This window comes from Rosenbergiella sp. YN46 (assembly GCF_036620675.1).
Classification (GTDB): domain Bacteria; phylum Pseudomonadota; class Gammaproteobacteria; order Enterobacterales; family Enterobacteriaceae; genus Jejubacter.
Window position 1 is genome coordinate 1 of record NZ_JAZHEE010000055.1, and the last position, 16,921, is coordinate 16,921.

Genomic DNA, 16,921 nt, shown 5'->3' on the forward strand with positions numbered 1-16,921 from the left:
TTCCGAAAAGCCCGGAGTGATAAGCGAAGGGGCCCCGAAGGGCGTTTTTTACCGCCGGGAAGCCCGGGTCGCCAGGGAGGCGGCGACTGAGCCCCCTGGCCCGTTCACCCGTGGTGGATTAACAGAGATGCAGTGACGCAAAGTGAACGGAACACCCACCGCATCGTTATATTCTGCCGCTTCTGTTCTGAAACCGGGCGCCGGAGCCGCCTGTCACCCTCACTCCGGAACGTACACCCTGAAGGGAGAGGGAGTTGCCCGGCAATGACCGGAACTGCCCGCCACATCGTCATATTCTGCCGGTTTTTTGTTTCCGCTTTCAAACACTCCACGCTAATATGCGATGAACCTTTTTTGCCATTTCCGGCTGCGAGAAAAGTCCGAATTATTCTTCTCCCCATCTTTTGTAAAGACAATGTATTAAAAATAGCCATCATGGTGTGTCTCTCCGCCATTCAGAGGAACGCTCTTATGCACGATGTGCTTTCAATATGGAACTGGATCCACAGCAACCAAATCGCTTTCTCACTGGTGGCTATCACCTTCATGTTATTTGCCGGATTTATCTCGGCCGTTGTCTGTAAGTTCTTTCTGCTGAATATTGTCAGACGCTTTATTCTGCATACCAAAAAGTCGGATCCCCACGATAAGGATATGCGGATATCGCGCCGTCTGGCCAATATTGCGCCAGTGATTACCGTCTATTTTTTATCTCAGGTCATTAATGGTCTACCGGAACCGCTGCTGGACGCGCTCCGCACTGTGTGCGGCGTGCTATTTATTATCAATATCACTATGCTGATTAATGAGATGTTGGATCTCACCAACTCGGCCTATATCAAAAAGCATGGCGAAAAACACCACTCAATAAAGGGTTATATCCAGATAGCCAAAATTGTGGTTTCGTCTATCGCCACGATTCTGGTACTCGCGACACTGTCCAACAAGTCGCCGATCATCATTATTTCCAGCCTCGGCGCGGTAGCCGCAGTGCTGATGTTGGTATTCCAGCACACGCTGATCTCGCTGGTTGCCAATATTCAGGTATCTTCTTCCAACGTTATAAAACCCGGTGACTGGATCGAGATGCCACAAAATAATATCAGCGGCGAAGTGACTGATATCGCCCTGCATACCATTACGATTCGTAACTGGGATAACACAGTATCCCGGGTACCGACCAAAAATTTTATTACCGAACCCTATACGAACTGGCAGCCGATGTTTGAGTCCGGCGGGCGGCGGATTAAGCGCAGCTTTTTTATCGATCAGTCGAGCATTGTGTTCGCGACGCCGCTGCTGCTTAACCAGTTAAAAGAGATATCACCCGAAAAATACGTCGGGCTGGAAAACTGGCTGACCAGCCGAATGGATGAGATTTCCGCCAGCCAGCTTATCAACCACGGCATTACCAATCTGGGGCTGTTCCGAAAATATGTGCTGGAGTATCTGAAGCGGCGTACCGATGTGCGCAACGATATGTATCTGGTGGTGCGACAACTTAGCCCGACGGCAGAAGGGTTGCCTCTCGAAATCTATTGCTTTACCTCTAACGTCTTCTGGAGCGAATACGAAGATACGCAATCAGAGATTTTCGAGTATATGTTCGCTACCGCCCGTTATTTCGGTCTGGAGATTTACCAGAAACCGTCCGGTATTGATATGAAGAATATGATGGCAAAACGCAACAAAAACATCGCGGCCTGAACCCACACCAGCGCCCCGGCGGAGAGTTCCGGGGCATAGGTCATCAGCATCAGAAGGCGTAAGCCACTCCAACCCTCAGACGGGTCTGGCGTTCATCACTGGATTTACTGCCAGGCACGTTTCCGACCTGGAAATAAGGCGCCCAGTTCTGGTCAATCTTATAGGCCAGTTTAACGTCATATTCATCAGCCCATTTTTTATTATCCGCCAGCACCTGATGATCGCTGCGCTTATACAGATAGTTCAATTCAATGCGCCAGTCCCCCAATACGTACCCCAACCAGATATCACCGCGATTGGTTTTATTATCCTCTTCATCTTTGTCATTCGGATAACGGGTATACTCGAAACGATAACGTGCCGCCACATATAATCCGCTGTTAAAACTGTACTGCGCATGAAGATAAGGTTTATAGATAGTGCGGCTATCATTGCTTTCAATATTGGCGCCAGGGGTAATAGCAATGTTGTCGGTCGCTTTCCAGCGCCAGCTAAGGGACTCTTCATGTCCATTCCCGATAATATCAGTGAAGGGCTGATCTTTATTGGTACCCCCCGACTTCCATTTGGCCTCCACGCCAAAACCCAACCCGTTAGCAAAACGGTGAGAAACGGAAACGCGATCCGCATTGCTTCCACTATCAATATACTCATGACGTAAGTCTACAGTAACCGCCTGCGCGGCAAACGTCGCGCCACAGAGCGCTGCCAGTCCCAGAGTTCTCTTTAACATGAAAATCCCCTAACAAAATGGCGTTTTATTTTTGTGAAATGCAATTTTATTTTTTAAGGAATTTTATTTTAGTGATCTCGATCGTAAATATTTATTACATTAAAACAGAGCGTTGCATTCGTGACTTGACTCACTTTAAAAATACGTAATGTGATAAACATCCTGTTAGCGATCACATATAAACACACTTAATCGGCAGGGTTTTCATGTCGCCAGGCAGGAGGATAAAATGACAAAGAAATAATTAATAAAGAAAATTGATATCACGCTAACTATATTTAGCGCCGATGATATGCCGCCACGGATGAATAAAAAAGCCGCCGCAGAACGTTTCTGCGACGGCACGGAGCAGGTTACGGGGAAATTAATCTCGTTCGATAGCCAGCGCTACGCCCTGACCGCCGCCGATACACAGCGTTGCCAGCCCTTTTTTGGCATTGCGTTTCACCATCTCATGAACCAGCGAAACCAGGATACGGCAACCGGAAGCACCAATCGGATGCCCCAGCGCAATAGCGCCGCCATTCACATTGACTCGTTGCTCATCCCATTCCAGTAACTTATTGACCGAGAGCGCCTGGGCGGCGAACGCCTCGTTAGCTTCTACCAGGTCCAGTTCTTCAAGCAGCCAGCCGGCACGCTCCAGACAGCGACGGGTGGCATGTACGGGAGCTATCCCCATCAGGGCAGGATCGACGCCAACGCTGGCGAAGGCGCGAATGCGCGCCAGCACCGGTAGATTCAGGGCTTCCGCCCGACTGGCGCTCATCATCATCACCGCCGCCGCCCCGTCGTTAATCGATGAGGCGTTACCCGCAGTCACGCTACCGGCGAGATCGAAGGTAGGCCGTAGACGAGCCAGCCCCTCATCGCTGGGATCCAGCTGCGGCTGCTCGTCGGTATCCATCGTCTCTCCCTGATCATTGCGCACAGGTACGATTTCATCGCGAAAGCGGCCGGCATCAATGGCGGCACGCGCTTTTCGCTGTGACGCCAGCGCATAAGCATCCTGAAGTTCGCGACTGATGCCATACTCCCGGGCCAGGTTTTCGGCCGTAACCCCCATATGGTAATCGTTAAAGGCGTCCCAGAGGCCATCGTGCACCAGACTGTCAATAAGCTGGCTACCGCCCGGCAGGCCGCCTTTATGTCTTTCCCGAAGCACCCGCGGCGCGCGACTCATATTTTCCTGACCGCCAGCGATAACCACTTCAGCCTCACCGCACTGAATCGCCTGGGTCGCCAGATGCAGGGATTTAAGACCAGAGCCGCAGACATCATTGATGGTGATGGCCGAAACCGACCACGGCAGACCGCTATTTAGCGCGGTCTGGCGCGCCGGATTCTGCCCGGCGCCGGCGGTCAGTACCTGGCCAAGAATCACCTCGTCCACGGCCTGCGGATCCACGCGGGTACGCTCCAGCAAGGCTTTTACCACCACCGTACCCAGCTCGGTCGCCGAATATTGGGACAAACCGCCTTTAAAGCAACCGATGGGCGTTCGCACCGCGCCGACTATCACCACATCTTTCATCTTCTTCCTGTCCTTCTCCATTCGGCAGACAGGATTTATCTTAAACACATTGTTATCAAATTTTTCTGCAATTGTTGAAAAATTTGAGAGATATCACATCCAAAATGTTATGGATTGAGCGGCACTTATCGGCGTCACAGCACAAGAAAAGCCTCAGTGATGCGTTTTCAGGGGAGCTTCGCGGATTAGCCATGCCAGCACAAATGCCAGTACCATCACTGCCGCCGCTACCATAAAGGCGGCGTGGATCGCCGCACCAAACGCCTGAAGATAATCATGACGCAGCGCTTCGGGCAGGTGATGAATCGCCGCTGGATTTAACGCCCGTGGCAAAACCGCTCCTTCGGGCAACAGCCGGGAAAGATTAGTGTCTAATACCCGGGTAAAGATAGCGCCAAACAGCGCCACGCCGATGGAGCCCCCCACCGAACGAAACAGCGTCACCCCGGACGTGGCCACCCCTATCTGTCCGGCATCCACGCTGTTTTGCACCGCCAGCACCAGTACCTGCATTACCATCCCCAGCCCCATACCCAACAGCCCGGTATAGAGCCAGAGCGCCCAACTGGGCGAATCATTGGTCAACCTTGTCAGCAATGCCATACCGACAGATGCCAGCAGCGTCCCCAGTAGCGGGAAGAGGCGATAACGGCCGGTGCGACTGATAATGCGACCACTCAGCGCCGATGTCACCAACAGCCCCCCCATCAGCGGCAGAAGCTGAAGCCCTGCCTCGGTAGGGCTGGAGCCTTTCACCACCTGGAGCCAGAGCGGCAGGAAAGTGACCGAGCCGAACAGCGACATCCCGATAATAAACCCTACCAGGCTGCACACCGCGAAGCTGCGGTTGCGAAATAATGTCAGCGGAATAATCGGCTCTTTAGCCAGTCGTTCTTCGTAGATAAACCCGGCGATGCCCACCAGCCCGAAGGCCAGAATGCACCACAGGCGCGGTTCGTTCCAGGCGTAAACGCTGCCCCCTTCGCTGGTAAACAGAACAATGCTGAGTAGCGTAAGGCTGAGCCAGAAAGCGCCCAGATAGTCGATTTCATGACGCGCCCGGCGAGCGCTACTCTTAAAAACCGCACCTATCACCAGCAGCGCGAACAGCCCTAGTGGCAGGTTGATATAGAAGATCCAGCGCCAGGACGCATGCTGTACGATAAAGCCGCCCAGTAGCGGCCCAACCACCGTCGCCAGGCCAAATACGCCACCGAACAGCCCCTGATAGCGGCCGCGACTGGCAGGTGGCACCACATCCGCCACTGCCGCCATACTCACCACCATCAAACCACCGCCGCCGAGCCCCTGCAGAGCGCGCATCAGCACCAGCTGCGTCATATTCTGCGCCAGACCGCACAGCACCGAGCCGAGTAAAAACAGAATTATCGCTATCTGCAACACGCGCTTACGACCAAACAGATCGCCAAACTTACCGTACAGCGGCACCACTATGGTGGAAGAGAGAATATAGGCAGTCACCACCCAGGAAAGCTTATCCAGCCCCCCCAGTTCGCCGACGATGGTCGGCAGTGCGGTAGAGACAATCGTCTGATCCAGGGCGGACAGCAGCATCACCAGGAGCAGCGCGCTGAACAGCAGCCGGATAGAAGGAGGGCCTGCGGTCGCCTTGTCCTGCCGGTGCGTTATACTTTGTGCGCTCATAACCCAAACTCATTTGAAATTAATTAATCGAATAGTTAATATTCAGATAATGATGACGTAGAGTCAATGGATACCGCTATTATGACAGCACTGAAAGGCAACGCGACGCCTGCGGGCCGTCGCCCGGGGCGCCCCAAAGGCCAAACCAAAAGCCGCGATCGTCGGGAACATCTGCTCGATATCGCCCTCAATCTGTTTGCCCGCCAGGGCATAGCGGAAACCTCGCTAAACGCTATCGCGAAAGAAGCCGAAGTCACGCCGGCGGTGCTTCACTATTATTTCAACACCCGCGAACAGCTGCTGGATATTATGATTGAGGAGCGCTTCCTGCCGCTGCGTAGCGATATCGCTACCGTTTTTACCGCCCACGCAGATGCACCACGGGAGGCTATTGGCGCGCTGGTTCACAAGATAGCTGATGCTGCGCGGCGCCATCCCTGGTTCGCGCCGCTCTGGCTTCAGGAAGTGACCGGCGATGCCGGGATTCTGCGTCAGCAGATGTACGCGCGCCACGGCAGCGCCGAACGTCAGATGGCGCTGGATACCCTGCGCCGCTGGCAGAACGAAGGAAAACTGCATCGCGACCTGGAACCTGCTTTGGTGTTTACCTCATTGCTCAGCCTGATCCTGGTGCCGCTGGCCATCCAGAACCGTCCCGCACAGCCGGCCCTGCCAGCGGATGTTATCGAACGTCATGCGCTGATCCTGCTGGAGCACGGCCTGAATCCCGCTCCCCGACCATAACCTCCACCCCGGACTATACTTAATTTGGGCAGGTCGCACCGGCCCGATAATCCCTTTAATCCGGAGAAAACCTATGAAGTATGTCGACGGTTTTGTCGTCGCCGTACCCGCCGCAAATAAAGAGTCCTACAGGGTGCTGGCCGCCAAAGCAGCTCCGCTCTTTAAGGAGTTTGGCGCCCTGCGCGTCGTGGAATGCTGGGCCGATGACGTGCCGGACGGCAGCGTCACCGACTTTCGCATGGCGGTGCAGGCCCGGGAGGATGAAGAGGTGGTGTTCAGCTGGATTGAGTACCCTTCCCGGGAAGTTCGTGATGCGGCGAACCAGAAAATCATGAGCGATCCGCGCATGAAAGCGCTGGGGAATGAAATGCCCTTTGACGGAAAACGCATGATATTTGGCGGCTTTATGCCTGTTGTTGATGAATAACCCCGGGCGCGACCGGTTTAACCGGCCGCGCCTTTCGTATCGCAGAATGTAACCGTTATCACTAATCCCCGTTTCCACCGCCTTTATGGCTTCCCATCTTTATGTTGCAACAAATAGGCTTTTTCTAAGTATGGATATTAAACAGGGGCCATTCCTGTTCTATTCAGCCTTCTTCCCGGTGTTTTACCGGCTTAACTATGCACGCAGAAGTAGTCACCAGGGTTAATTCTTAACAATTCATATTTGTTGATGTGTCAGTTAACGAAAAATTTAATAAAAGTGTGAATCAGGTTACATTCAATTATAGTGGAAACGCTTACATTACCCCCTGAATGTCTGATTGCCGTAGGGATCAAAATCATGGCTAACATTGAACAAGGTTTAGGCCTTATCGACATGGTGGTATTCGCCGTCTACGTTGCGATTATCATCGGCGTCGGCCTCTGGGTATCCAGAGATAAAAAAGGCAAACAAAAGAGTACTGAAGACTATTTCCTGGCGGGTAAATCTCTGCCGTGGTGGGCAGTAGGCGCCTCGCTTATCGCCGCTAACATCTCCGCCGAGCAGTTTATCGGCATGTCCGGTTCCGGTTTCTCTATCGGTCTGGCTATCGCATCCTATGAGTGGATGGCAGCGTTGACGTTGATTATCGTCGGCAAATACTTTCTGCCTGTGTTCATCGAAAAAGGGATCTACACCATCCCGGAATTCGTTGAAAAGCGCTTTAACAAAAACCTGAAGACCATCCTGGCCGTTTTCTGGATAGCCCTGTATGTCTTCGTTAACCTGACCTCCGTGCTCTACCTCGGCGGCCTGGCGCTGGAAACCATCCTTGGCATTCCGCTAATGTACTCCATCATCGGTCTGGCGCTGTTCGCGCTGGTGTACTCCATCTACGGCGGCCTTTCCGCAGTGGTCTGGACCGACGTCATTCAGGTCTTCTTCCTGGTACTGGGCGGTCTGTTGACCACCTGGCTGGCAGTACACTTCATCGGCGGCGACGAAGGTTGGTTTAGCGGTTTCGCCAGAATGTATGAAGCGGCGCCTGGCCACTTCCAGATGATTCTCGACCAGAGCAACCCGCAGTATATGAACCTGCCGGGCATCGCGGTACTGATCGGCGGCCTGTGGGTCGCGAACCTTTACTACTGGGGCTTCAACCAGTACATCATTCAGCGTACCCTGGCAGCCAAATCGGTACCGGAAGCACAGAAAGGTATTCTGTTTGCCGCCTTCCTGAAGATGATTGTACCGTTTCTGGTGGTGATTCCGGGTATCGCCGCTTATGTCATTACCTCTTCGCCGGAGCTGATGGCCAACATGGGCAGCGTTGCGGCAAACAATATGCCGACTGCCGCCCACGCGGATAAAGCCTACCCGTGGCTAACGCAGTTCCTGCCGGCTGGCCTGAAAGGCGTGGTCTTTGCGGCGCTGACGGCGGCTATCGTCTCCTCGCTGGCGTCAATGCTGAACTCCACCGCCACTATCTTCACCATGGACATCTACAAAGAGTACATTTCGCCTCAGGCAGGCGATCACAAACTGGTTAACGTCGGTCGTATCACTGCCATCGTCGCCTTGATCGTTGCCTGTCTGGTCGCGCCGATGCTGGGGAATATTGGTCAGGCATTCCAGTATATTCAGGAATATACCGGTCTGGTCAGTCCGGGCATCCTGGCGGTGTTCCTGCTGGGGCTGTTCTGGAAAAAAACCACCAGCAAAGGGGCGATTCTGGGTGTGGTACTGTCCATTCCTTTCGCGCTGTTCCTGAAGTTTATGCCGCTGAACATGCCGTTTATGGATCAGATGCTTTACACGCTGTTGTTCACTCTGGTGGTGATTGCGCTGACCAGTCTGAGCACATCTGAAGCCGATGACGATGAAAAAGGCATTGTGTTGACCGCTAAAACCTTCCACACCGAGCGGAGCTTTAATATTGCCGCTTACGCTGTGGTCGTCATTCTGGCGGTAATCTACGCCCTGTTCTGGTAATCTGCAGCAGGACGTCTGCGAGGCCCCGCTTCCTTACAGGTGCGGGGCCTTTTTTATTCAGGAGCGTCGCCATGACGGAAGAACTATTACCCAACATCGTTGCCTTTCTGCGGCCCATTAAGCCTTTTAACCAGCTCCCGGCACCGGTGCTGAACCGGGTTGCCGAACAGATGGCGATTCTTTACCTGGGCCAGGGCGAAACGCTGGAAAAACCAGAAGGCGACACGGGCTATCTCTATATTATTCGCACCGGGATCATAGAACAGCGCCACCCCGACGGCAGTCTGCGCGCCAGACTGGGGGATGAAGATATCTTCGGTTTCGGACTGCTGCATGAATCCCGGCAGGCGTCGGCGCCAGACTACAGCGTACAGGCCATCGACAGCACCCTGATTTACCGCATCGGCTATCAGGCGTTGCTTGATACTATCTCCGACTATCCGGAAGTGGTGTCCCAACTGGCACTCAGCGCCTGGAGCCGCATGGAATCCTCGCTGAACGTCCGCTGGTCAGATCAGGAAAAGGGACTGTTCTTCCGACCAACAGGAGACGTGGCTAGCCGCAATATCGCCGTCGTTACGCCCCAAACTCCCATTCAGGAGGTAGCGCGAATCATGCGCGACCAGGTGCGTACTTCCTGTGCCTTTGTGGTGGATAAAAACAACACCCTGATTGGTATGGTGACTGACAAGGATATGACCAAAAGGGTGGTTGCCCGCGGCCACGACATCCACCAGCCCATCGCCAGCGTAATGACAGACCAGTTGCATACCGTTTATCAGGACGAACTGACGATTCGCGCCACCGGCCTGATGATGCAATACAATATCCAGAACATCCCGGTCATCGATCGTCAGCACCACATAGTGGGGCTGATTACGCCGCAGCAGCTGGTGCAAAAAAACAGCGTGCAGGCGATATTTTTAATTGACCAGATAAGCCGCGCCCGAAACAGCGCGGAACTTCAGGCATTAACACCGACCCGTCAGGCGATTTTCGAAGCGCTAGTGGATGGTAACGTCGCCCCCGCCGTTATCGCCCAGGTGCTGACCCTTATCTACGATGCCTTCACCCGACGTCTGACCGAGCTGGCTATCAGCTATCTGGGAGAGCCGCCCTGCGCCTGGTCCTGGATGGCCGCCGGATCTCACGCCAGGGGCGAAGTTCACCTCTCTTCCGATCAGGACAACGCGCTGTTGCTGGATGACAGCGCGACAGACAGCGATCGCCTCTATTTCAGCCACTTCGCGATGTATGTCTGTAAAGGGCTGGCCGACTGCGGTTATACCCTCTGCTCCGGCCGCTTTATGGCCGTTACCCCCACCTGGTGCCAGCGCCTGACGGTGTGGCAGAACTACTACCGCAAATGGGCCACCAACCCGGAATATGAGTGGCTGCTCAACCTGAATGTGTTTATCGAAATCCGCCATGTGGCGGGCGACAGCGCGCTATTCCGGCATCTGGATGATTACCGCCACCAGCAGATCGGCCGTAACGTTAAGCTGCTGGCGGCGCTGCTACGCAACGCGCTCCGGGTGCGGCCACCGCTGGGCATCTTCCATAACCTGGTACTGGAAAAAGATGGCGATAACAAGAAAGTGCTGAATATTAAACGCGCGGCCATCCACTGTCTGGTGGATCTGGCGCGTATCTACGCCCTGCATGCTGATATCGAAGCGCTGAATACCGGGGAGCGCATTCGGCAACTGCTGGAGCGCCAGGCGCTGAATGAGGCTTCTGTCCAGGATATGCTCGGCACCTGGCGCTACGCCACTCAGTTGCGCTACCTGCATCAGCGCCTGGCCCTGAGCCGGGGCGAGCTGCCTGACAACACGCTGGATCCCGCCCGCTTCGGCAGCTTCGAACGCCAGCATTTAAAAGACGCCTTCAGTATCATCTCCGGCTTCCAGGACGCGGCCAAAATGAAGTTTGGGGGCTGATATGAGCTGGTTTACGGCACGGGATCCGCTACGAAAGCTGGAGCAACAGCGGCAACGGCTGCTTCGCGCTCAGGCAGAATGGCCGCCAGGGATACAGGCAATTCTTCGCACGCCGCTGCCGTCGGCGGAAGTCGATATTCTCCAGTTGCCGCTACTGGTTTTCGACTTTGAAACCAGCGGATTAAACGCCGGGCAGGATCGCATTGTCAGCATGGGCTGGGTGGAGGTGCATCAGGGGGTTATCGCGCTGGATAGCGCCCGCCATCTGCTGCTGCAGGCCACACCAGGCGCCGACAGCGCCGCCATCACCCTGCACCACATTATGCCGGAAATGCAACAAAACGGCGTCAGCGAAGCCGCGGCGTTCGAACAGCTATGGTCGGCCATGGCGGGGAAAGTACTGGTGGTTCACGGGGCAGTCATAGAGCGCGAATTTAGCTGTCAGTATCTGCGACGCAACTCACTGCCTGAACTGCCGCTGATATGGCTGGATACCCTGAAGATCGAGCAAGCCTTCCCCAATGCCCGCGAGCGCGGCCCTGTTAGCTGGCGTCTTTCCGATCTGCGCCGCCGTTACCGGCTACCGGAATACCCGGCCCACCACGCCCTGAGCGACGCCATCGCCACCGCGGAGCTGTTTCTGGCCCAGCGCTTTCGACTGTATCGTCAACAGAGGGCGCCGCTGGGGGAGTGGATTAACGCGTCACGTTAGCAGAACAAAGGAAGAAAAATGAAATAGCGGGTTGGACGTTCATTCCGACGGCGCCTCCCCCATCCCTTCTGTATCGTCTTCGCCGTCCAGCATCTGTTCGATAAAGCGTCGCTGTTCGGGATCCAGCCCCATCTGCTCCATCTTATCGCGGATCTCTCTACGCTGCTCCGCCTGCGCTCCTCCGGAATCCGGCTGTTGCTGCTTCCTGTGTGCCGCCATCAGTAAACCCATATCAAAAAAAGGGTAAGCCAGAAGAGCGCTCCCAGCAGGAAGACCAGCAGCCATGCAAGATACTTTCTTTGATGATCCTTCAATGTCTCTCTCCGGCAAATAACAAAAATACAGATCTTTCTTAACGATTTTTAGGATTATCCTTAACATGCCACTTTAGCAATTTACTGAAAACATGTAAATCACCCGCATCTTTCTTTATCAGAAAGCGTAGAGTGAAAAGGATCCGATATCAGGAAGGGGTAACAGGGATTGCGAACTGAAATACTCCAGGCATAGCACCGGTTCTCCCGCGAAAAAAACGGGAAAACCAAGCCGCGTCGCTAAACCCCAGAGAGTCGGAGATCTGGCTTACCGTCATACTGGTACAGCGCAGGCTGCGCCTGACCTCCAACAGCACGCCACATCTATAATATTCACGGCACGGCGTATTCAGGTGGGCGCCGGATATGCCTGTCTGGCGGGCGTAGTGCGCGACCGGTAGATTACCGCCAGCGATGATTGAGGATCGATTCACTACGCGGCAGATCCAGCATGGCCAGTGCCGACTTTCCGCCATCGCGCTTAAGCCGTGCCATGATCATTATGCGTTATGTGACTTATGGCCCGGCCAGCCCCGGGGGCCAAAGCGATCGTATGGTTTCGGCCACTGCGCGCGCTCGCCCATTGCGATCGCCGCATGGAGCGGCCAGCGGGGATCGTCGAGAATGCCTCGCCCCACGGCGATCAGATCCGCCTTGCGCTCCTGAAGGATCGCCTCGGCCCGATCCGCTTCGTAGATCATACCAACGGTAATCACTACTGCATCGGGCAGCGCCGCTTTTACCGCTGCGGCAAAGGGGACCATATAGCCCTGTTGCCCGACGGGCGGCGTTTCGTTATAGACGTTATAGCCCCCGGAAACGCTCAGGTAGTCATATCCCAGGCGATGCAGTTCCCGGGCAAACTGAACCGCCTCCGCCAGTTCCAGCCCGCCGTCGGCGAACTCACCGCCGTTAAAACGCACGCCTAACGGCAGCGACGCCGGCCATATCTCGCGCAGCGCCCGGGCCACCCGCAGGGGGAAGCGCATCCGGTTTTCCGGACTGCCGCCATAATCATCGCCGCGCTGGTTACTGAGCGGCGACAAAAACTGGCTCAGCAGATAGCCGTTGGCAGCCAGCAGCTCCGCAAAATCCGCCCCGGCCTCCAGCGCCCGTCTGGCGGCGCTGATAAAGGCCTGAACGATGCGTTCCATACCGGGTTCATCCAGCGCCTCCGGGATGCGCCACCCCGGTCGCCATGAAACGGCGGAAGGAGCGACCGTATGCCAGCCCCCTTGCTCGTCGCTAAGCGGAGCACCATGATCTATCCACGGTGGGCTGACGCTCGCTTTGCGCCCGGCGTGGTTAAGCTGCACGCCAATGGGCGTATCGCTATAGGTGCGAATGTCGGTCAGCAACTTCTGTAGCGCCCGCGCCTGCGCATCATTCCATAATCCCAGGCAGTGCGGCGTAATCCGGCCATCCGGCGTCACGCCCATGGCTTCGGAAATCACCATGCCAGCGCCGGAAATTGCCAGATTACCGATGTGCTGTGCGTGCCACGGCGCCACCACGCCATCACTTGCCGCGGAGTATTGCGACATTGGGGGAACCACAATACGGTTTTTCAGCGTCAGCGGCCCAACCTTCAGCGGACTGAATAACAGGGACATAATCACCTCCGGACTCAGGATACCTGACGTTGCGGCCCTTTCGGGTTAGCCTTGCGGCCACCGGAAACCGCCGCATGCTGCGGGGACTTTCCGGTAACGGGAATCCCCATTAAGAGTTTAACGGGAGAGCCGTATCCCTGCCCGATAACCAGATATCGTCCTTCCCCGTCAGTACACGTCATAAAACGGCGGACCGGCATTGTTTTCAGCAAGAGCGATCGGCTCAGCCCGGGCTCTCTGGTAATATTCGCGCTGCGTCTGCTGGAGCTGACACTGCGCCAGTTCAGAAGGCGCCGCCCGGAGAACAGAAATTCCCCCTCTTCTTGCCCCCGTCCTTCGATTAGCTCTGGCTCAGGCGGGTCACCAGGGTCGGAAGCATCCAGGCGCCGCCGGGGCGGATCATCATGCAGCGACCGGTATCACCGTCTGAACTGGCGACAAAGCGCTGGCCGTTCCATGTCCAGCTGGCGAAGCGCATACAGTCGCCCAGCCCGCGTCCTTTCTGATACAAATCGATCGTTCCCGCATGGTACGCCGTCGCGCTGGTGGTCACCTGTTGCACTGGTTCGCGGCTTTCGCTGTTGATAACGAACCAGATATCGCCGCTGTTATAGGCGCCGCGCCAGCAGGACGCCCCTGCCAGCGCATAGCGATCGTCCAGACGGGCGAAATACCAGTGTTCGCCCCCCCACTCATCGTCACAGTCGCCGCTGGACTTAATGGACGATATCAGCTTCGGTTTTATCTGCGCGATCTCTTCAGCGGTCATGGCGCGACTCTCTTTGTCCACCACCGGCGCTTTTACGACAACGGTGGCGGGATTCGGCGACCGCACGCCGGATTCATCCCGGGATCCGGCTCTTATCAAGGCTCCCCGGGTTCCCACCCTTCCCTGCACGTCATCCATTTTGAGCAACACCGCACTGGATCCCGCCCCGGAAAGTGGATACGCGCCGCGGGCGTCTTCAAAATGAATATCGGTGCCGTTATGCAGCGCAGCCATAAAAGCGTCGGACTGGCGGGTATTCATCTGCCAGGCGTCATCTTCGCCAGGCTACAACTCGCCCAGTGCCTGGCCTTCCACCACCAGCTGCGGCGCGCCACCAGAACGCTGTCCGTCCTCGCTATCCGCAAGCCTCACCCGATTTTCCAGCGCCGTACCCGGGCCCGCCTTACGAATCAACAACACGCTGGCGGCCTGCTCTGTGCCTTCCGGCGAGTAGCCTGCGGCCCGGCAGGTCAGCGTGTTATCGCAAACCAGATCCCAGTCCTTATGGGAAAAACTAATCCCATCTGACGTAATAGCCCGGGCGACCGACGACGCCAGGCAGCAAAGCGCAAGTAAGCTAAGGTGATTCCATTTGATCATGACAGATTCCCCAATAACCAGTATGACTCCCGGGCCTGGAAGCGTTGGTCAGTATAGCCAGAAGAGGCTTTACTCCCGGCGCTTTCTTTGTCATCATTTAGGAAATGTTCATTTTCTAAATAAGGGTCGCCATGGGTCGATCACCGGTTAAAGAGCGCGGACGCCCGCGTGAATTCGATACTGACCGCGCGCTGGATCAGGCCATGCTGGTTTTCCGCACCCGCGGCTATCACGCCGCGTCGATCAGCGAGTTAAGCACCGCCATGGGGCTAACATCGGGCAGTATCTACAAGGCCTTCAGGGATAAGCGCAATCTGTTTATTCAGGTGTTCACCCGCTATCTGTCCCAGCGCGGCACAGCGCTGCGCAATCGCCTGGCTCCCCTGACCAGCGGTCGGGAACGTCTGGCGGAATGGCTGCGTTTCTATCTGGAGTCAGCAACGGCTCTGGAAGGGCGACGCGGCTGCCTGGTGGTGGGCAGCACGGTGGAATCCAGGGCCCTGGATGAAGAGCTGGCCGGGCTGGCCCGCCAGGCCGTGCTGCGTAATCGAACGTTTATTGACGAAATGATTCGCAAAGGCCAGCGTGACGGATCGATTGATGCCCGTATCGATCCTGGCCTGACGGCCGATCTGCTGCTCTGCCTGACGCTGGGCATGCGCGTGATGGGAAAGGTGACGGAAATTAGCGATGCTGACGCCGCTATCGCGCAAATTATGAAGCTGCTCGACTAAAAAAATTTACTCATTAAGGAATCGATCGTTTCCTTAATGTCATCACAGGAGATATCACCATGAAAACAAACCTGATGCATAACCGCCCCGCATCGCGCCCGGTAGCGTCGCTTTCCGGGTTTGAACATCGTTACGCCACCGTCAACGGCCTGCGGCTGCACTATGTGGCAGGTGGGCATCAGGCAGGCCCAACGCTGGTATTGCTGGCTGGCTTTCCCCAAAGCTGGTACGCCTGGCATAAGGTCATGAAGATTCTGGCCCCACGTTTTTATATTATCGCGCCAGACTTGCCAGGACAGGGCGATTCCGACAAACCGCTGGACGGCTACGATACGCTGACTACGGCCGACAGATTGCACACCCTGCTGCAACAGCTGGACATAAAGCGCTACTACCTCGCCGGGCACGACGTCGGCGCCTGGGTTGCCTGGCCCTTCGCCAACCGCTATCGCGATGAAGTGATACGCCTGGCGCTGCTCGACGCCGGCATACCTGGTCTTACCCTGCCGGACGCGTTGCCCACGGCTCCGGATAAGGCCTGGAAGACGTGGCACTTCGCGTTCCATACCATTGCCGATCTGCCGGAAGCGCTGATAAACGGGCGCGAACGTCTCTATCTGGACTGGTTCCTGCGCCGTAAAACGGCATTTCCGGACGCCTTTTCGGAGCAGGATATCGATGAATACCTGCGGGTATTTACCACCAGCGGTGGCCTGCGGGCCGGGCTTGCCTGGTATCGGGCCGCCGAACTTTCCGCCCGCCAGAACCGAGAACTGCAGCAGGCAGGCCCCCTTAACGTGCCGGTACTGGCCATCAGCGCCGACCAGGGCTCGATCCCTGATATGGCGGCCCCGCTGCGCCCCTTCGTGACAGAAATAGAAGGGTGCCTCATCGCTCACTGCGGCCATTTTATTCCGGAAGAGCAGCCCCAGGCCGCCGCCCGGGCATTAAGCAACTTCTTTATCTGACGCAGACCGGGCGCCAGATAAAAAGCAGGGGGAACTCCCTCTCCCTTCAGGGTGTATGGGCCGGAGTGAGGGTGACAGGCGGCTTCGGCGCCCGGTTTCAGAACAAAAGCAGCAGAATATGATGATGTGGCGGGCTATTTCGTTCATTGCCGGGAAACTCCCTCTCCCGTTTCGGGAGAGGGCCGGAGTGAGGGAACAGGCGGCTCCGGCGCCCGGTTTCAGAACAAAAGCGGCAGAATATAACGATGCAGTGGGCTGTTCCGTTCACTGCCGGGAAACTCCCTCGCCTTTCAGGGAGAGGGCTGGCGTGAGGGTGACAGGCAGCTTCGGCGCCCTGTTTCAGAACAAAAGCGGCAGAATATAACGATGCAGTGGGCTGTTCCGTTCATTGGCGGGAAACTCCCTCGCCTTTCAGGGAGAGGGCTGGCGTGAGGGTGACAGGCAGCTTCGGCGCCCTGTTTCAGAACAA

General features: G+C 56.0%; 15 protein-coding genes and 1 pseudogene. 8 read left to right on the plus strand and 8 right to left on the minus strand.

From position 1 onward, the window contains the following. The first annotated feature begins 471 nt into the window (after positions 1-471). Positions 472-1,707, plus strand: coding sequence for a mechanosensitive ion channel family protein (locus V3W49_RS21610; protein WP_500148028.1), 1,236 nt, complete (start codon positions 472-474; stop codon positions 1,705-1,707). Positions 1,708-1,756: 49 nt separating this feature from the next. Here V3W49_RS21610 and V3W49_RS21615 read toward each other — a convergent pair whose 3' ends face one another. The 3 genes from V3W49_RS21615 to V3W49_RS21625 all read right to left on the minus strand — a co-directional run bounded on the left by V3W49_RS21615 (position 1,757) and on the right by V3W49_RS21625 (position 5,639). Beyond that, positions 1,757-2,440 carry an oligogalacturonate-specific porin KdgM family protein gene (locus tag V3W49_RS21615; RefSeq protein ID WP_500148029.1) on the minus strand — a complete coding sequence of 228 codons (684 nt, stop codon included), beginning with the start codon at positions 2,438-2,440 and terminating at the stop codon, positions 1,757-1,759. Positions 2,441-2,804: 364 nt separating this feature from the next. After that, a complete protein-coding gene (locus tag V3W49_RS21620; protein WP_500148030.1) occupies positions 2,805-3,974 on the minus strand; it encodes an acetyl-CoA C-acetyltransferase in 1,170 nt (389 codons plus the stop codon). 153 nt (positions 3,975-4,127) lie between these two features. Continuing rightward, positions 4,128-5,639 carry an MDR family MFS transporter gene (locus V3W49_RS21625; RefSeq protein WP_500148031.1) on the minus strand — a complete coding sequence of 504 codons (1,512 nt, stop codon included), beginning with the start codon at positions 5,637-5,639 and terminating at the stop codon, positions 4,128-4,130. Positions 5,640-5,720: 81 nt separating this feature from the next. On the opposite strand from V3W49_RS21625, the gene V3W49_RS21630 reads away from it, so the two are divergent. The 5 genes from V3W49_RS21630 to V3W49_RS21650 all read left to right on the plus strand — a co-directional run bounded on the left by V3W49_RS21630 (position 5,721) and on the right by V3W49_RS21650 (position 11,454). Beyond that, the gene (locus V3W49_RS21630; protein ID WP_500148032.1) at positions 5,721-6,383 is read left to right on the plus strand and encodes a TetR/AcrR family transcriptional regulator; all 663 of its coding nucleotides are present in this window, start codon (positions 5,721-5,723) and stop codon (positions 6,381-6,383) included. A gap of 73 nt (positions 6,384-6,456) precedes the next feature. Continuing rightward, entirely contained in the window at positions 6,457-6,810 is a 354-nt protein-coding gene (locus tag V3W49_RS21635) for a DUF1428 domain-containing protein (protein WP_500148033.1), read from the plus strand. 360 nt (positions 6,811-7,170) lie between these two features. After that, positions 7,171-8,802 carry a sodium/sugar symporter gene (locus tag V3W49_RS21640; protein ID WP_500148034.1) on the plus strand — a complete coding sequence of 544 codons (1,632 nt, stop codon included), beginning with the start codon at positions 7,171-7,173 and terminating at the stop codon, positions 8,800-8,802. Between the two features lie 71 nt (positions 8,803-8,873). Continuing rightward, on the plus strand, positions 8,874-10,742 hold the full coding sequence (locus V3W49_RS21645; protein WP_500148035.1) for a DUF294 nucleotidyltransferase-like domain-containing protein: 1,869 nt from the start codon (positions 8,874-8,876) through the stop codon (positions 10,740-10,742). A gap of 1 nt (position 10,743) precedes the next feature. Then, positions 10,744-11,454 carry a 3'-5' exonuclease gene (locus V3W49_RS21650; RefSeq protein WP_500148036.1) on the plus strand — a complete coding sequence of 237 codons (711 nt, stop codon included), beginning with the start codon at positions 10,744-10,746 and terminating at the stop codon, positions 11,452-11,454. Positions 11,455-11,493: 39 nt separating this feature from the next. Here the strand turns inward: V3W49_RS21650 and V3W49_RS21655 are convergent, their stop codons facing one another. The 5 genes and pseudogenes from V3W49_RS21655 to V3W49_RS21675 all read right to left on the minus strand — a co-directional run bounded on the left by V3W49_RS21655 (position 11,494) and on the right by V3W49_RS21675 (position 14,750). Continuing rightward, the gene (locus tag V3W49_RS21655; RefSeq protein ID WP_500148037.1) at positions 11,494-11,673 is read right to left on the minus strand and encodes a hypothetical protein; all 180 of its coding nucleotides are present in this window, start codon (positions 11,671-11,673) and stop codon (positions 11,494-11,496) included. A gap of 244 nt (positions 11,674-11,917) precedes the next feature. Further along, positions 11,918-12,202 carry a helix-turn-helix domain-containing protein gene (locus V3W49_RS21660; protein ID WP_500148038.1) on the minus strand — a complete coding sequence of 95 codons (285 nt, stop codon included), beginning with the start codon at positions 12,200-12,202 and terminating at the stop codon, positions 11,918-11,920. A 66-nt stretch (positions 12,203-12,268) separates the two neighbouring features. Continuing rightward, positions 12,269-13,381 carry an NADH:flavin oxidoreductase/NADH oxidase gene (locus V3W49_RS21665; protein ID WP_500148040.1) on the minus strand — a complete coding sequence of 371 codons (1,113 nt, stop codon included), beginning with the start codon at positions 13,379-13,381 and terminating at the stop codon, positions 12,269-12,271. Positions 13,382-13,395: 14 nt separating this feature from the next. Then, positions 13,396-13,563 carry a hypothetical protein gene (locus V3W49_RS21670; RefSeq protein ID WP_500148041.1) on the minus strand — a complete coding sequence of 56 codons (168 nt, stop codon included), beginning with the start codon at positions 13,561-13,563 and terminating at the stop codon, positions 13,396-13,398. Positions 13,564-13,721: 158 nt separating this feature from the next. Next, positions 13,722-14,750, minus strand: a pseudogene (locus V3W49_RS21675) (DUF1176 domain-containing protein). A gap of 131 nt (positions 14,751-14,881) precedes the next feature. Here V3W49_RS21675 and V3W49_RS21680 point away from each other — a divergent pair. Next, positions 14,882-15,484 carry a TetR/AcrR family transcriptional regulator gene (locus tag V3W49_RS21680; protein WP_500148042.1) on the plus strand — a complete coding sequence of 201 codons (603 nt, stop codon included), beginning with the start codon at positions 14,882-14,884 and terminating at the stop codon, positions 15,482-15,484. A gap of 59 nt (positions 15,485-15,543) precedes the next feature. Continuing rightward, a complete protein-coding gene (locus V3W49_RS21685; protein ID WP_500148043.1) occupies positions 15,544-16,452 on the plus strand; it encodes an alpha/beta fold hydrolase in 909 nt (302 codons plus the stop codon). The last annotated feature ends 469 nt before the right edge of the window (positions 16,453-16,921 follow it).

Coding starts and splice junctions, on each gene's coding strand:
- V3W49_RS21610 (WP_500148028.1), top strand. CDS start 472: ATGCACGATGTGCTTTCAATATGGAACTGGATCCACAGCAACCAAATC.
- V3W49_RS21615 (WP_500148029.1), bottom strand. CDS start 2,440: ATGTTAAAGAGAACTCTGGGACTGGCAGCGCTCTGTGGCGCGACGTTT.
- V3W49_RS21620 (WP_500148030.1), bottom strand. CDS start 3,974: ATGAAAGATGTGGTGATAGTCGGCGCGGTGCGAACGCCCATCGGTTGC.
- V3W49_RS21625 (WP_500148031.1), bottom strand. CDS start 5,639: ATGAGCGCACAAAGTATAACGCACCGGCAGGACAAGGCGACCGCAGGC.
- V3W49_RS21630 (WP_500148032.1), top strand. CDS start 5,721: ATGACAGCACTGAAAGGCAACGCGACGCCTGCGGGCCGTCGCCCGGGG.
- V3W49_RS21635 (WP_500148033.1), top strand. CDS start 6,457: ATGAAGTATGTCGACGGTTTTGTCGTCGCCGTACCCGCCGCAAATAAA.
- V3W49_RS21640 (WP_500148034.1), top strand. CDS start 7,171: ATGGCTAACATTGAACAAGGTTTAGGCCTTATCGACATGGTGGTATTC.
- V3W49_RS21645 (WP_500148035.1), top strand. CDS start 8,874: ATGACGGAAGAACTATTACCCAACATCGTTGCCTTTCTGCGGCCCATT.
- V3W49_RS21650 (WP_500148036.1), top strand. CDS start 10,744: ATGAGCTGGTTTACGGCACGGGATCCGCTACGAAAGCTGGAGCAACAG.
- V3W49_RS21655 (WP_500148037.1), bottom strand. CDS start 11,673: ATGGCGGCACACAGGAAGCAGCAACAGCCGGATTCCGGAGGAGCGCAG.
- V3W49_RS21665 (WP_500148040.1), bottom strand. CDS start 13,381: ATGTCCCTGTTATTCAGTCCGCTGAAGGTTGGGCCGCTGACGCTGAAA.
- V3W49_RS21670 (WP_500148041.1), bottom strand. CDS start 13,563: ATGACGTGTACTGACGGGGAAGGACGATATCTGGTTATCGGGCAGGGA.
- V3W49_RS21680 (WP_500148042.1), top strand. CDS start 14,882: ATGGGTCGATCACCGGTTAAAGAGCGCGGACGCCCGCGTGAATTCGAT.
- V3W49_RS21685 (WP_500148043.1), top strand. CDS start 15,544: ATGAAAACAAACCTGATGCATAACCGCCCCGCATCGCGCCCGGTAGCG.